The organism is Sphingobium quisquiliarum P25, from assembly GCF_000445065.1.
Lineage (GTDB): Bacteria > Pseudomonadota > Alphaproteobacteria > Sphingomonadales > Sphingomonadaceae > Sphingobium > Sphingobium quisquiliarum.
Genome location: NZ_ATHO01000144.1, coordinates 1 through 14,015 on the forward strand (window position 1 = coordinate 1; position 14,015 = coordinate 14,015).

At 62.5% G+C, this 14,015-nt stretch carries 14 protein-coding genes and 1 riboswitch; of the genes, 6 read left to right on the plus strand and 8 right to left on the minus strand.

Going from position 1 to position 14,015, the window contains the following annotated elements:
• Nucleotides 1-20: 20 nt before the first annotated feature.
• Nucleotides 21-1,364, minus strand: a complete 1,344-nt coding sequence (locus L288_RS37230; protein WP_021239228.1) for a UDP-glucose dehydrogenase family protein — start codon at nt 1,362-1,364, stop codon at nt 21-23.
• 292 nt (nt 1,365-1,656) lie between these two features.
• Nucleotides 1,657-2,418, minus strand: coding sequence for a competence/damage-inducible protein A (locus L288_RS37235; protein WP_021239229.1), 762 nt, complete (start codon nt 2,416-2,418; stop codon nt 1,657-1,659).
• A gap of 91 nt (nt 2,419-2,509) precedes the next feature.
• Here L288_RS37235 and map point away from each other — a divergent pair, with 91 nt between their 5' ends.
• From map to glnA, 3 genes are all read left to right on the plus strand, one after another.
• Nucleotides 2,510-3,340 carry a type I methionyl aminopeptidase gene (map, locus tag L288_RS37240; protein ID WP_030539515.1) on the plus strand — a complete coding sequence of 277 codons (831 nt, stop codon included), beginning with the start codon at nt 2,510-2,512 and terminating at the stop codon, nt 3,338-3,340.
• A gap of 233 nt (nt 3,341-3,573) precedes the next feature.
• The gene (locus L288_RS37245; protein ID WP_021239231.1) at nt 3,574-3,912 is read left to right on the plus strand and encodes a P-II family nitrogen regulator; all 339 of its coding nucleotides are present in this window, start codon (nt 3,574-3,576) and stop codon (nt 3,910-3,912) included.
• Between the two features lie 98 nt (nt 3,913-4,010).
• Complete coding sequence (gene glnA, locus L288_RS37250; RefSeq protein ID WP_030539514.1) at nt 4,011-5,423, plus strand: type I glutamate--ammonia ligase; 1,413 nt, start codon at nt 4,011-4,013, stop codon at nt 5,421-5,423.
• Nucleotides 5,424-5,722: 299 nt separating this feature from the next.
• On the opposite strand, the gene L288_RS37255 is transcribed toward glnA, so the two are convergent.
• Both L288_RS37255 and L288_RS37260 read right to left on the minus strand, forming a co-directional pair.
• Nucleotides 5,723-6,376, minus strand: coding sequence for a histidine phosphotransferase family protein (locus L288_RS37255; protein ID WP_021239233.1), 654 nt, complete (start codon nt 6,374-6,376; stop codon nt 5,723-5,725).
• A gap of 97 nt (nt 6,377-6,473) precedes the next feature.
• Nucleotides 6,474-6,875, minus strand: coding sequence for a Mov34/MPN/PAD-1 family protein (locus tag L288_RS37260; protein ID WP_031304685.1), 402 nt, complete (start codon nt 6,873-6,875; stop codon nt 6,474-6,476).
• 17 nt (nt 6,876-6,892) lie between these two features.
• Between L288_RS37260 and L288_RS37265 the strand changes: the two genes are divergently transcribed.
• The 3 genes from L288_RS37265 (at nt 6,893) to mtgA (ending at nt 9,669) form a co-directional block, all read left to right on the plus strand.
• On the plus strand, nt 6,893-7,843 hold the full coding sequence (locus L288_RS37265; protein ID WP_021239235.1) for an RluA family pseudouridine synthase: 951 nt from the start codon (nt 6,893-6,895) through the stop codon (nt 7,841-7,843).
• Nucleotides 7,844-7,920: 77 nt separating this feature from the next.
• Complete coding sequence (gene rpoH / locus L288_RS37270; protein ID WP_021239236.1) at nt 7,921-8,832, plus strand: RNA polymerase sigma factor RpoH; 912 nt, start codon at nt 7,921-7,923, stop codon at nt 8,830-8,832.
• Nucleotides 8,833-8,973: 141 nt separating this feature from the next.
• Nucleotides 8,974-9,669: a monofunctional biosynthetic peptidoglycan transglycosylase gene (gene mtgA, locus L288_RS37275; RefSeq protein ID WP_021239237.1), complete on the plus strand. Its 696-nt coding sequence runs from the start codon at nt 8,974-8,976 to the stop codon at nt 9,667-9,669.
• Between the two features lie 221 nt (nt 9,670-9,890).
• Here mtgA and L288_RS42625 read toward each other — a convergent pair whose 3' ends face one another.
• From L288_RS42625 to L288_RS37295, 4 genes are all read right to left on the minus strand, one after another.
• The gene (locus tag L288_RS42625; RefSeq protein ID WP_081796232.1) at nt 9,891-10,361 is read right to left on the minus strand and encodes a protein tyrosine phosphatase family protein; all 471 of its coding nucleotides are present in this window, start codon (nt 10,359-10,361) and stop codon (nt 9,891-9,893) included.
• A gap of 15 nt (nt 10,362-10,376) precedes the next feature.
• A riboswitch (ZMP/ZTP riboswitch) is annotated at nt 10,377-10,457 on the minus strand.
• A 263-nt stretch (nt 10,458-10,720) separates the two neighbouring features.
• Entirely contained in the window at nt 10,721-11,989 is a 1,269-nt protein-coding gene (gene clpX, locus L288_RS37285) for an ATP-dependent Clp protease ATP-binding subunit ClpX (RefSeq protein ID WP_021239239.1), read from the minus strand.
• Nucleotides 11,990-12,121: 132 nt separating this feature from the next.
• Complete coding sequence (gene clpP / locus L288_RS37290) at nt 12,122-12,757, minus strand: ATP-dependent Clp endopeptidase proteolytic subunit ClpP (protein ID WP_021239240.1); 636 nt, start codon at nt 12,755-12,757, stop codon at nt 12,122-12,124.
• Between the two features lie 90 nt (nt 12,758-12,847).
• Nucleotides 12,848-13,825 carry a glycosyltransferase family 2 protein gene (locus L288_RS37295; protein WP_030539509.1) on the minus strand — a complete coding sequence of 326 codons (978 nt, stop codon included), beginning with the start codon at nt 13,823-13,825 and terminating at the stop codon, nt 12,848-12,850.
• Nucleotides 13,826-14,015 lie beyond the last annotated feature (190 nt).

The window sequence follows — 14,015 nt, forward strand, 5'->3', positions numbered from 1 at the left end:
CCCGTTCGCGGCGCAGGGAACTATTCCGCGGCTTGCACCAGCAACTCCGGTTCGGGCAGCGCCCCGCGTCCCACGCTGACATAGGAAAAGCCCGCCGCTTCGGCCACGTCGGGCCGGTAGATGTTGCGCAGGTCGACCAGCCCGTCGCCCGCCATCACCGCCCGCAACCGGCGCAGGTCCAGAGCGCGCAGGGCGTCCCATTCGGTCACGATGACGACCGCCGCGGCTCCCTCCGCCGCCTCATAGGGGTTGGCGCAGAAGGTGACATCCTGAAGCATCGGCTGCGCGGCCTCCATGCCTTCGGGATCATAGGCCTGCACCTGGGCGCCCCCGTCCTGAAGCGCGCGGATGATGGACAGCGACGGCGCGTCGCGCATGTCGTCGGTGTTGGGCTTGAAGGTCAGGCCCAGCACGCCGATCGTCTTGCCGCGCACCGACCCGTTGCACACCGCCACGACCTTGCGCGCCATGGCCCGCTTGCGGCTTTCGTTGATGGCGACCGTGGTTTCGATCAGGCGGATGGGCGCGCCCGCATCCTCCGCCGTCTTCACCAGCGCCAGCGTGTCCTTGGGGAAGCAGGACCCGCCATAGCCCGGCCCCGCATGCAGGAATTTGGACCCGATACGGTTGTCCAGGCCAATGCCCCGCGCCACCTGCTGCACGTCGGCGCCCACCTGCTCGCACAGATCGGCCATCTCGTTGATATAGGTGATCTTCATCGCCAGGAATGCGTTGGCGGCATATTTGATCAGCTCGCTCGTCCGCCGCCCGGTGAACTGGATCGGCGCCTGATTGAGGTAGAGCGGCCGGTAGACCTCCTCCATCACCGGGCGCGCGCATTCATCCTCCAGCCCGATGACGATGCGGTCGGGGCGCTTGAAATCCTGGATCGCCGCGCCCTCGCGCAGGAATTCTGGGTTGGATGCGACGGCGAACTGCGCGGCCGGGTTGGTTTCCCGGATGATCCGGTCGACCTCATCACCCGTGCCCACCGGCACCGTCGATTTGGTGACGATCACGGTAAAGCCCGTCAGCGCCGAAGCAATCTCCCGCGCGGCGTCATAGACATAGCTCAGGTCCGCATGGCCATCGCCCCGGCGCGCGGGCGTGCCCACAGCGATGAACACCACGTCCGCCTGCGCCACCGACGCGGCCAGATCCGTCGTGAAGGTCAGCCGCCCGCCCTTGACGTTGCGCGCGATCAGGTCGGCCAGCCCCGGCTCGTAGATCGGCACGCCGCCATCCTGCAACAGCGCGATCTTGCGCTCGTCCTTGTCGACGCAGATCACGTCATGGCCAAAATCAGCGAGACACGCGCCGGAAACCAGGCCCACATAGCCGGAACCCGTCATAACGATCCGCATCAGAAATTCTCCTTGCTCAAACGCTTCCGCGCCGTCCCGGCCTGCTCAAGGCGCACGATTCCGGCTCCTGAAAGTCAGGAGGCGGCAATGCGGCCATGGAATAAGTCGATTGCGGCGATGAAGCCCTGTGTCTGTGCCGGAACCAGCCGGCTGTGACGCAGCGCAGCATAATGCGGGACGCCGCGCGAAATCAACGCGGCCCGCCGCGCCCCCGGCACATATGGGCGCGGATCGACGCTCGCCCGCCGCCGCTTTCCGCCTGTATCCTAAGGGAAAAGCCCTCCGGCGAAGTTTAGATGCCGCCCGGAACCACCGGCCATCCGCCCTGCTCCAGCGCCTCGCAAAGCGCCGCGACGCAGCGCTCCAGAAGCTGCGGATCGGTGGAGCGGACCACGAAATTCGCGCCTGTCTTCCCCTCGCGGAAGAAAGGATAGCTGCCGATCTGGCATCCTTCATGCGCCCGCTCGGTCGCCGCCAATATGTCGGCAATCTCGCTTTCGGCGACCCAGCAGCCGATCTGCGCCGACAGCACCGGCCGTCCGCCCTCCAGCGTGCCGGTCAGGCTGTCCAGCATCCCGGCGGTGATGTGCGGCACCCCCGCCATGATGAAGATATTGCCATGGCGGATGCCCGGCGCGCCCGACATGCGGTTTTCGATCAGGCTCGCGCCCGCCGGAACCCGCGCCATGCGCAGCCGCGCTTCGGTCAGGCCGCCCCGCGTTTCATAATAGCCCGACAGCATCGCGCGCGCCTGCGGGTCGATCTCCACCTCCACGCCCAGCGCGCGGGCGATCGCGTCCACCGTGATGTCGTCATGGGTGGGGCCGATGCCGCCGGTCGTGAACAGATAATCGTAACGGGCGCGCAACGCGTTCACTGCCTCCACGATCGCCTCGTCATCATCGCCGATGACACGCACCTCGCGCAGGCGGATGCCCTGCACATTCAGCCAGGACGCGATCTGGGAAACGTTCCGGTCCTGCGTTCGGCCCGACAATATCTCATCGCCTATGACGATCAGCGCGGCAGTCCAGATGCGTTCGGGGGCAGTCATGGCCCCCGCAATAGCCCGCGCCGCCTTTCCTGCCTAGGACCCATCGAACCGCTACTCGCATTATCGCGCGTCCTTGCCTATAATCGGCAGCATGACCGAATATATGACGATGACGGCCGACGCGCCGATTTCCCGATCCACCGCGATCAAGCTTTATGACGCCGCCGGTTTCGACGGCATGCGCAAGGCGGGCCGCCTCGCCGCTGAAATATTGGACGCGCTGGTCCCGCATGTCGTGCCCGGCGTCACCACGGGCGAGCTGGACGACATCGTCCGCCGTATGACGCTGGACGGCGGCGGCGTGCCCGCAACGCTGGGCTATCGCGGCTACACGCATAGCTGCTGCATTTCGCTCAACAACGTCATCTGCCACGGCATTCCCGGCGATCAGAAGATCAGGGAAGGCGACATATTGAACATCGACGTCACGCCGCTGGTGGACGGATGGCATGGCGACAGCAGCCGCATGTATATTGCGGGCGAAACCTCCATCAAGGCGCGCCGCCTGGTGGAGGTCACCTATGAATGCCTGATGCTGGGCATAGAGCAGGCGAAGCCCGGCAACCATCTGGGCGACATCGGCCATGCGATTCAGCGCCATGCGGAAAAGCATCGCTATGGCGTGGTGCGCGACTTTTGCGGCCACGGCCTTGGCCGCGTGTTCCACGACAGCCCGGAGGTGGTCCATATCGGGCGCCCCGGCACCGGCCCGGAACTCAAGCCCGGCATGTTCTTCACCATCGAACCGATGATCAACATCGGCAAGCCCGGCGTGAAGATGCTGGAGGATGGTTGGACCGCAGTGACGCGCGACCGCACCCTGTCGGCACAGTTCGAACATAGCATCGGCATCACCGAAACCGGCTGCGAGATCTTTACCAGGAGCCCCGCCGGGCTGGACGCGCCGCCCTACGCGCTTTGACCGCAAGCACTGCCTAAAAAACAGGCAGGACTTGGCGAAAGTGCCCGGAATCCGGGCAATATGGACAAAGGTTGCCGCTTCGCCGAAAGCGGGTTCTGGCGATTCGCCATTTGGCACGGTAATTGATTGTTTCAGGGGACGACGCGTGTCTCGGGGGGCATGATGATCGTCGCTGGGGTGGCGGAAACGGGCGGGCAACCGCATCCATTCGCGCGTTTGGTTGGGATATAGTGATGAAAAAGATCGAGGCGATCATCAAGCCGTTCAAGCTCGACGAAGTGAAGGAAGCGCTGCACGAGGTCGGCGTGTCCGGCATCACCGTGACCGAAGCGAAGGGCTTCGGGCGGCAGAAGGGTCATACGGAGCTTTATCGCGGCGCTGAATATGTCGTCGACTTCCTGCCCAAGGTGAAGCTGGAAGTGGTGGTGGACGACGCTCTGGCCGACCGCGTGGTCGAAGCCATCTCCTCCGCCGCGCAGACCGGCCGGATCGGCGATGGCAAGATCTTCATCACCGCGATCGAAGGCGCCGTGCGCATCCGCACCGGCGAACGCGACAGCGACGCCATCTGATTTTTCCAGAACTTTTCCGCGCCGCCTGACCGGACGGCGCGGACATATGCATCAACTGCCCCTTCGGGGGGGTATCAAGAGAGAAGGGCAAACTGCACATGGCTAACACGCCAAAAGACATCCTCAAGATGGTTGAGGACAAGGAGATCGAGTGGGTCGATCTGCGCTTCACCGATCCCAAGGGCAAGTGGCAGCACCTGACCATGGTCGCGTCCGTTCTCGGCGAAGATGAGCTGACGCAGGGCCTGATGTTCGACGGTTCGTCGATCGAAGGCTGGAAGGCGATCAACGAATCGGACATGATCCTCAAGCCCGACCTCGACGCCGTCTATGTCGATCCGTTCAGCGCCACCCCGATGCTGATCCTCTTCTGCGACATCGTTGAGCCCGACACCGGCGAACTCTATGCCCGCGATCCGCGCTCGACCGCGAAGCGCGCCGAATCCTTCGTCAAGTCGGCCGGTTTCGGCGACACCGTCTATGTCGGGCCGGAAGCCGAATTCTTCATGTTCGACGATGTCCGGTTCAATTCGGACTATAACGAGTCCTTCTACAAGATCGACGATATCGAACTGCCGACCAACACCGGCCGCGAATATGAAGGCGGCAACCTCGCCCACCGTCCGCGCGCCAAGGGCGGCTATTTCCCGGTCGCTCCGGTCGACCCGGCCACCGACATCCGCGCCGAAATGGTCACCACCATGCTCGAAATGGGCCTGCCCTGCGACAAGCACCACCATGAAGTGGCCGCTGCCCAGCACGAACTCGGCCTGACCTTCGGCACGCTGGTCCAGACCGCCGACCGCATGCAGATCTATAAGTATGTGGTTCAGATGGTCGCCCAGGCCTATGGCAAGACCGCGACCTTCATGCCCAAGCCGATCGCGCAGGACAATGGTTCGGGCATGCACACCCATATGTCCATCTGGGACGGCGGCAAGCCCCTCTTCGCGGGCGAAGGCTATGCCGGCCTGTCGGATATGTGCCTCTATTTCATCGGCGGCGTCATCAAGCATGCCAAGGCCCTGAACGCCTTCACCAACCCGACCACCAACAGCTACAAGCGTCTGGTGCCGGGCTTCGAAGCCCCCGTTCTGCTGGCCTATTCGGCGCGCAACCGTTCGGCTTCCTGCCGTATTCCCTACGGCGCTGGCGCCAAGGCGAAGCGGGTCGAATTCCGCTTCCCCGACGCGATGGCCAACCCCTATCTCTGCTACGCCGCCCTGCTGATGGCTGGCCTCGACGGCATTGAGAACAAGATTCATCCGGGTTCCGCGATGGACAAGAATCTCTACGACCTGCCGCCCGAAGAACTGAGCCAGGTCCCGACCGTTTGCGGCTCGCTGCGTGAAGCGCTCGACTCGCTGGCCGCCGACCACGACTTCCTGCTCAAGGGCGACGTGTTCACCAAGGACCAGATCGAAGCCTATCTCGAACTCAAGTGGCCCGAAGTCTACCGCTGGGAAATGGCTCCCTCGCCGGTCGAATTCGATATGTATTACAGCGCCTGATTTTCATCAGGACTGCCAGTAAAAAGGGCCCGGCCGCACCAGCAGCCGGGCCCTTTTTTATCCTTCCCATCAGGATGGGGAAGGGGGACCGCCAAAGGCGGTGGAGGGCAAATGCACAAACCCAGCCACGATTACACCCCAGCCAAGCAGCCAAAAATTTTACGCTGTCCTATTCCCCGGAGTCAGGCTATTCCGCCCCCGGCTCTTTAAAATAGGAAAAATCGCCAAAACCCGCGCTTTTCCGCGGGTCTGTCGTGTCACTTATGTAACCCAAAAAGCCGGGAGCCGGGCGGCTCCTGTCACCCCTGATCCGGGATCGACGCTCCAAACAGCAGCACAGGCTCGCCCGCTGGCGACAGCGCGATCTCGCCACCCGCCTGCGTCACCAGCGCCCGCACCATCCAGGCCGCCGACGTCCGCGACGCCAGCCCCTCCGGCGGCAGGGTTCCCGCCAGCGCAGACCGCAGATCGGGATCAAGCACCAGCTTGGGCCCTTCCGCACGGACGACAATCTCCGTCACGCCCGGCCGCCTCTCTGCGCCGATGTCGAGCTGCCCGCCGCGCACCAGCGCATCGCCCGCGATCAGCGCCAGGTTCAGCAGCACCTTGACCGGCAGCTTGTCGAGCATTTCCTCGTCCACCAGCCAGCCTATCTTCACCCGGCCGGACGCGGCGAACATGCCCTCTATCGCGACACGCGCCTCATGCGTCGGCACCGCGTCGCCAAAACCGCCCGCCGATCCGAACGCCAGGCGGAAAAATTTCAGCTTGTTGGCCGATGTCCGCGCACTATCGCCCAGCAATTCCAGGCAGCGCTGACGCATTTCCGGGTCGGTTTCATCCGCCATCAACTCCAGCCCGTTGTTGAGCGCGCCCACCGGGCTCAACAGGTCATGGCAGAGGCGCGAACAGAGCAGGCTGGCAAATTCGATGCTGTCACTCGGATTGGTCATGAAGGTCGCTGCCGCCGGGAAGTGAATGGAAGGAAGGGAATGAAAGGCTAATGCGCTGCCCCGCCCCGCGATGCAACCCCGGCCCGCCGTCTTTCGCTCACATGATATCGAGCGCGGCCGCCGCGAACCGTACGCCGCCCGCCTCTCCCGGCTCCGCCCGCCACAAGCGCCCCCCCCCCGCGGCGACGATCATCCAATAGCTTCCATCCGGCACGGCGCTCGCCATGTCCGTCGCCGATGGAAGCGGATAACCGCTAGGGTGGGAATGGTAATGTCCGATCACAGCCGGGCCGCCCGCGCGCGCCTCACGATGCGCGGCAATCAAAACCGCCGGGTCGATTTCGAAATGGATCGCCGGATCGGCGGCGACATTGGCGGCGGTCCGTATCGCCGAAATCCGCCCCCCCCCCCCCAGCAACAGGCCGCAAATCTCGTCCTTCTCAGCCGCCGCCAGAGAGACGATGCGGCCCAGCAACGACCTTGAAATACACAGCGTCATTCCTACATTCTTAACCAATGGGTTCGGGGGTTTCCATCATTGAAGCGGTGATCGGCGAGGCGCAGCAGGGCTTGCGGCTCGACAAGGCGCTGGCCGATCTGCTGCCCGGCCTGTCCCGTGAGCGCCTAAAGGCATTGATCGTCGAAGGACAGGTCACCGCTGGCGGCCGGTCCCTTAACCCCTCGCTGAAGGTCGCGGCCGGGCAGACCTTCGCCATCGCCCTGCCCGCGCCCGTCGAAGCGGAGGCCGTGGCACAGGACATCCCTCTTTCCATCGTGCATGAGGATGCGGATCTAATCGTGATCGACAAGCCTGCGGGCTTGGTCGTTCACCCGGCCGCAGGCAATCTGGACGGCACTCTGGTGAACGCCCTCCTCCACCATTGCCGGGGACAGTTGTCGGGCATTGGCGGCGTGGCGCGGCCGGGGATCGTTCATCGCATCGACAAGGATACTTCCGGCCTCCTCGTCGTTGCCAAGTCCGACAAGGCGCATGAAGGCTTGGCGCAACAGTTCAAGGACCATAGCATCGACCGCCTCTATGCGGCGATCGTCTACGGCATACCGCAAACGGCGGCGGGCACGGTGGATACCTGGATCGGCCGGTCCGATAGCGACCGGAAGAAAATGGCCGTCCATCGCGAGGGGCGCGGCAAGCATGCCGTAACCCATTATCGCGTCGTCGAACGGCTTCGCGGCGCGGCTCTGGTGGAATGCAGGCTGGAAACCGGCCGGACCCACCAGGTGCGCGTGCATATGGCGCATCTGGGTCACCCCTTGATCGGGGACCCGGTTTACGGTAGAGACAGAAAAGGTTTCAAATCAATACTGGAAACGCTGGGTTTCAAAAGGCAGGCATTGCACGCGAAAAGGCTGGGGTTCATACATCCGGTGACCGGGGAAAAACTCAGCTTCGACAGTGCACTGCCCACCGACATGCAGGAACTGTTAAGGCAGATCCACGTATAGGTTTAGACAAGTTTGCGACGGTGCTCAGGATGCCACTCACGGGTCCCACCGCGCATGAAAGGGAAAGGTGAAGCGACATGGCTGATAAAAGCAATGTCCCCGCGGTTCCAGCGCTGGGCGGTGAAGCCAGCCTCAACCGCTATCTTTCGGAAATCCGCAAATTTCCGATCCTCACGCCCGAGCAGGAATATATGCTCGCCAAGCGTTATGCCGAACATCAGGATCCTGAGGCGGCGGCGCAGCTCGTGACGTCGCACCTGCGCCTCGTGGCCAAGATCGCCATGGGCTATCGCGGCTACGGCCTGCCGGTCAGCGAGCTGATCAGCGAAGGCAATATCGGCCTGATGCAAGGCGTGAAGAAGTTCGAGCCCGATCGCGGCTTCCGCCTGGCGACTTATGCCATGTGGTGGATTCGCGCATCGATCCAGGAATTCATCCTCCGCAGCTGGAGCCTCGTGAAGATGGGCACCACCGCGGCGCAGAAGAAGCTGTTCTTCAACCTTCGCCGGATGAAGAACAATATCGAAGCGTTCGAGGATGGCGACCTTCACCCCGATGACGTCAAGAAGATCGCCACGGACCTCGGCGTGACCGAAGAGGATGTGATCTCCATGAATCGCCGCATGGCGATGGGCGGGGATACCTCGCTCAACGTGCCGATGCGCGAGGATGGCGAGGGCCAGTGGCAGGATTGGCTGGCGGATACCGATCCGTTGCAGGATGAGCGCGTCGCGGACGAGCAGGAAAAGACCCTGCGCCACGACATGCTGGTCGAGGCGATGGATGATCTCAATGATCGCGAAAAGCATATCCTTGCTGAACGCCGCCTCGCCGAAGAGCCCAAGACGCTGGAGGAGCTGAGCCAGGTCTATGGCGTATCCCGCGAGCGGGTTCGCCAGATCGAGGTTCGCGCTTTCGAAAAGCTGCAAAAGGCGATGATGCGGATCGCGGGCGACCGGCTAGGCAAGATGAGGCTCGCCCTCGCCTGACGGCCACAGGCGAAGCAGAAAAGGCAGGCCCCGGAGCGATCCGGGGCCTTGTCTATGTCAGGGAAAGAACGGCCCTTGTCGATCAACCCCTCGGAACGCAGGATAGCTTGAACAGCGTGAGGATCGCGCTACCACAGACGCATGACCGCTCGCTCCGCCGCTCCCCGCCGCTCCTTCCGCTGGGTTCGCGTCCCCCTGAAGATACTGGGCGCGTTCGTCCTTTTCTCGCTGCTGCTCGTCCTCATCTATCGCTTCGTGCCGCCGCCTGTCACGCTGACCATGCTGCTGGACCCCAACGGCATCACCAAGGACTGGGTGAGCCTGGATGAGATCGACCCCGACATGCCGCGAGCCGCAATAGCGGCGGAGGACAGCCGCTTTTGCAGCCATCATGGCTTCGACGCCGTCGCCATCGCGCAGGCGATGCGCCACAACGCCAGCGGCGGACGCATACGCGGTGGATCTACGATCAGCCAGCAGACCGCGAAGAACGTGTTCCTGTTCCAGGGCGGCGGCTTCATCCGCAAGGGGTTCGAAGCATGGTTCACCATGTTGATCGAAGCCATCTGGGGCAAGCGGCGGATCATGGAAGTCTATCTCAATGTCGCCGAAACCGGCATCGGCACCTATGGCGTTCAGGCCGGAGCGATGCGCTACTTCAATCATGGCGCAGGCAAGCTCACCCGCGCGGAAGCAGCCCGCATCGCCGCCATCCTTCCGCTTCCCAAGAAGCGCGCCGCCATCGCTCCGCGCGGTTTTACCCGCCGCTACGGAAATAGCATCATCAGCCGCATCGGTGTGGTGCAGCGGGATGGGCTGGATAGCTGTTTGAAGTGAGGTGCGGAGTAACCATGTTGGCGGGATAGCAGGCGCTACCGGTTCAAAATCTCGTCGTCCCCGCGCAGGCGGGGATCTATCTCACCGCACACGACTAGATTGCCGAAAGCTGCATGGGCCCCCGCTTGCGCGGGGACGGCGAAGATGGGTGGTTTGCAGATGGAAGGCTTAGAGTCGGCGTCAGCCGGAAAGCTGACCAACGCCGAGCTCGTTAATTTACCTCATTTCGAGAGGCGATGGGGCAGCGAGCTACCGGCATCATCTCCGATGAACGACGCCCACACGCCTCCTGGCAGCCATACCGTGTCCATCAGCGCTCGCGCCTGCATATCATCGTGCCCCAAAACCTCTCGTTGCCAACGATAAAGAAAGGCGGATACTCGCATGTTCGCAATGCAATGGACATGCACTGGCCTGCCTTCCAACTTAGCCATCACGTCACAGAACTTAGTGAAGTCTTCTTCGGTTGGTCGATCGAAGTCCACAGGGATGTGGATATAAGTCAAGCCAAGACGATCAAGAGAGGCAGCTTCATCAGGAAGAGCCTTTTCATGTGTGTGCAGCCCAAGATTTATCACGTGCCCAATGCCAAGCTTGGAAAGCTCGGCGAGTTGCTCTTCGGTGGGTTGGCCTGATGTAGTGACGCAGCCGTCAAGGCGCCGCCAGTTATAGATATGGGTAGGATCGGACATACGGCACCTCCATTAAAAGGGTGCCCAGGCGAGCGGCGGCTGCGTTTCGCGCTCCACGGTGGTGCTCCACCTTCCTCGCCAGTCACGCGAACGCGTATCATATACCCTATGACAGCGTCACCGCCAAGCAGGTCCATTGCTGGAACGACGAGTTCGAAGCGTATCAGTGCTTGTGCTATTCGGCAGCAATTGGCCGGTTTCAGCCGTCCACTTACATATATGCATTTAGCACAAGCATCTTAACCATTGCGGTCAGGCAACAGCTACAATCCAAGGCTAGATCATAACCTCCTGCCTCGCTCCATCAAAAAAAGGCCCGCCGCAGTTACCCGGCGAGCCTTTCATAGCAGCGAGTCTCCTCAAGCCGCGTCTTCGGCGCGCTTGTCCTTTTCGCTGAATACCCGGATCGGTTCCTTGGTCCCGGCGACGACATCCTTGTCCACAACGACCTCGCCCACGCCTTCCATGGACGGCAGGTCGAACATCGTGTCGAGCAGGATCGATTCGAGGATCGACCGAAGCCCACGCGCGCCGGTCTTGCGCTCGATGGCTTTCTTCGCGATCGCGGTCAGGGCATCATCCGTGAAGCTCAGTTCGACATTTTCCATGTCGAACAGCTTGGCATATTGCTTCACCAGCGCGTTCTTCGGTTCGACCAGGATCTTGACCAGAGCGGCCACGTCCAGATCCTCCAGTGTCGCGATCACCGGCAGACGGCCGACGAATTCGGGGATCAGGCCGAATTTCAACAGGTCTTCCGGCTCGCTCTGACGCAGCAGTTCGCCCGTCTTGCGCTCCTCCGGCGCGGCGACATGGGCGCCAAAGCCGATCGACTTGGCTTCCAGACGGTCGCCGATGATCTTTTCCAGACCCGCGAACGCGCCGCCGCAGATGAAGAGGATGTTGGTCGTATCGACTTGCAGGAACTCTTGCTGCGGATGCTTGCGTCCACCCTGCGGAGGAACCGACGCGGTCGTCCCCTCCATCAGCTTGAGCAGCGCCTGCTGCACGCCTTCTCCCGACACATCGCGCGTGATCGAGGGGTTTTCCGCCTTACGGCTGATCTTGTCGATCTCGTCGATATAGACGATGCCGCGCTGCGCCTTCTCGACATTATAGTCGGACGCCTGGAGCAGCTTGAGGATGATGTTCTCCACATCCTCACCGACATAACCCGCTTCGGTCAGCGTCGTCGCGTCGGCCATGGTGAAAGGCACGTCGAACGTCTTCGCCAGCGTCTGCGCCAGCAACGTCTTGCCGCAGCCGGTCGGCCCGACAAGCAGGATGTTGGACTTGGCCAGTTCCACCTCGCCCGGCTTGGTGCCGTGGTTGAGGCGCTTGTAATGGTTGTGCACGGCAACGGACAGGACGCGCTTCGCCCGGTTCTGGCCGATCACATAATCGTCCAGCACATCGCAGATTTCCTGCGGAGTGGGTACGCCGCCATCCTTCTTGCCGACGAGACCGCCCTTGGTCTCCTCACGGATGATGTCGTTGCACAGTTCCACGCATTCATCGCAGATGAACACGGTCGGCCCCGCGATCAGCTTCCGCACCTCATGCTGCGACTTGCCGCAGAAAGAGCAGTAAAGCGTGCTTTTGGAATCGGAGCCCGTAAGCTTAGTCATTCGCCAATCTTTCCTCCCTGCCCTTTGCGACCACCGCTCCGGGCGAGGGATGTTCTGGTCCTAGGATCATCCTAGACCGCGTCACGCCGGTTTCACAATAGGAGAAAACGGCGCGCGCGATTAAGATCCATGTCAACTTTCCGTCGTGTCCGGCAATGCCGGCCGCCGGTCGAATACCTCGTCCACCAGGCCGAAGGCTTTCGCCTCCTCCGCCTCAAGGAAGGTGTCGCGGTCCATCGCCCGCTCGATTTCCTCCAGCGGGCGGCCCGTATAGGTCGCATAGAGGGCATTCAGCCGCTGGCGGATGCGCAGGATTTCCTTCGCCTGGATTTCGATGTCGCTCGCCATGCCCTGCGCACCGCCCGAAGGCTGGTGGATCATGATGCGGGCGTTGGACAGCGCGATGCGCTTGCCCGGTTCGCCAGCCGCCAGAAGGAAGCTGCCCATCGACGCCGCCTGCCCTATGCAAACGGTGCCCACCTGCGGGCGGATATATTTCATGGTGTCGTGAATCGCCATGCCGGACGTCACGACCCCGCCAGGCGAGTTGATGTACATCCAGATATCCTTCTTCGGATTTTCCGACTCAAGGAACAGCAGCTGGGCGACGATCAGCGACGCCATATGATCCTCAACCTGGCCGGTCACGAAGATGATCCGCTCACGCAGCAGGCGCGAATAGATGTCGAAGCTGCGTTCCCCCCGATTCGACTGCTCGATGACGATGGGGACCAGCGCGGCCATGGGATCAGACATGATATCGGTCATTTTGCTCTTTCAGCTAAGGTGCTTTTGCCCGAACACTACATCGGCACAAAAGCCGGACGGTTCAAGGGGTCGCGTGAACAGGCGGCGGCTTCAGTCGCGGCGGGCGAAATCGGACGGCGCGCGGAAACCCAGATAGGCAAGCCGCCGCACCTCCCGCCGCCCGCGAACCACGGTATCGAGGATAAGGCCGCACATCGCCGACAGGGTCGCCAGGATCATGAGGCCAGTCACCAGGATCGCCGTGGGAAATCTGGGGACCAGGCCCGTTTCCATATAGGTGAGGATGAGCGGCGCCGCCAGGGCAAGGCTCATCGCCGCGAGCAGCGCCGCTATGATCCCGAAGAACAGGACGGGCCGCTCGATGCGGTAGAGGGTGATGATGGTCCGCAGGATTCGCCAGCCGTCCCGATAAGTGCTGAGCTTGCTGACGGAGCCCTCAGGGCGCGCGCCATAGACCGTCATGACCTCGGCGACCGGCATGGACAGCTCCAGCGCATGGACGCTGATCTCCGTTTCGATCTCGAAACCCGCCGACAGCACCGGAAAGCTTTTCACGAAGCGGCGGGAAAAGACGCGATAGCCGGAAAGGATATCGGTGAAGCTGCGGCCGAACAGTTGCTTCAACAGGCTGGTCAGCGCCCAATTGCCGAAGCGATGCCCGCGCCGGTAGGCTTCCTCCACCTCGCTCTTGCGGGCGCCGACCACCATGTCCAGATTATCCTCCAGCATAGCGGCCACCATGCGCGGCGCGGCGGCGGCTTCATAGGTCGCGTCGCCATCCGCCATGACATAGATGTCGGCATCCACATCCGCGAACATACGGCGGACGACGTGCCCTTTCCCCTGCTGCGATACGCGGCGGACGATCGCACCCGCTCCTGCCGCCAGTTCGCGGCTGCCGTCGCTGCTGTTATTGTCGAAAACATAGACATCGGCGGCGGGAAAGGCGCGGCGGAAATCCTCGACCGTCCGCACGATCGCTCCTGCCTCATTATAGCAGGGCAGGATGACGGCAATGCGCGGACCTTCCGTCCCCTGCGCGCCTGCCACTGCCGGAAATTCCTTCATCACCCAACTCTCTCGCCCCAACGGCGCCCCCAATCGACCTGGCGCTCCTGCGGGCAGGGCCCTGATCCGGGCTCCAGCCCCGCTAAGAGCACGATACCTCCAGCGGCGCTCCCCAGACCACATGAACGGGCCTGATTAACATTTCGTCTGCCATGGCACGGCAAAAATGAAAAGCGCCCGCGCTTCCATA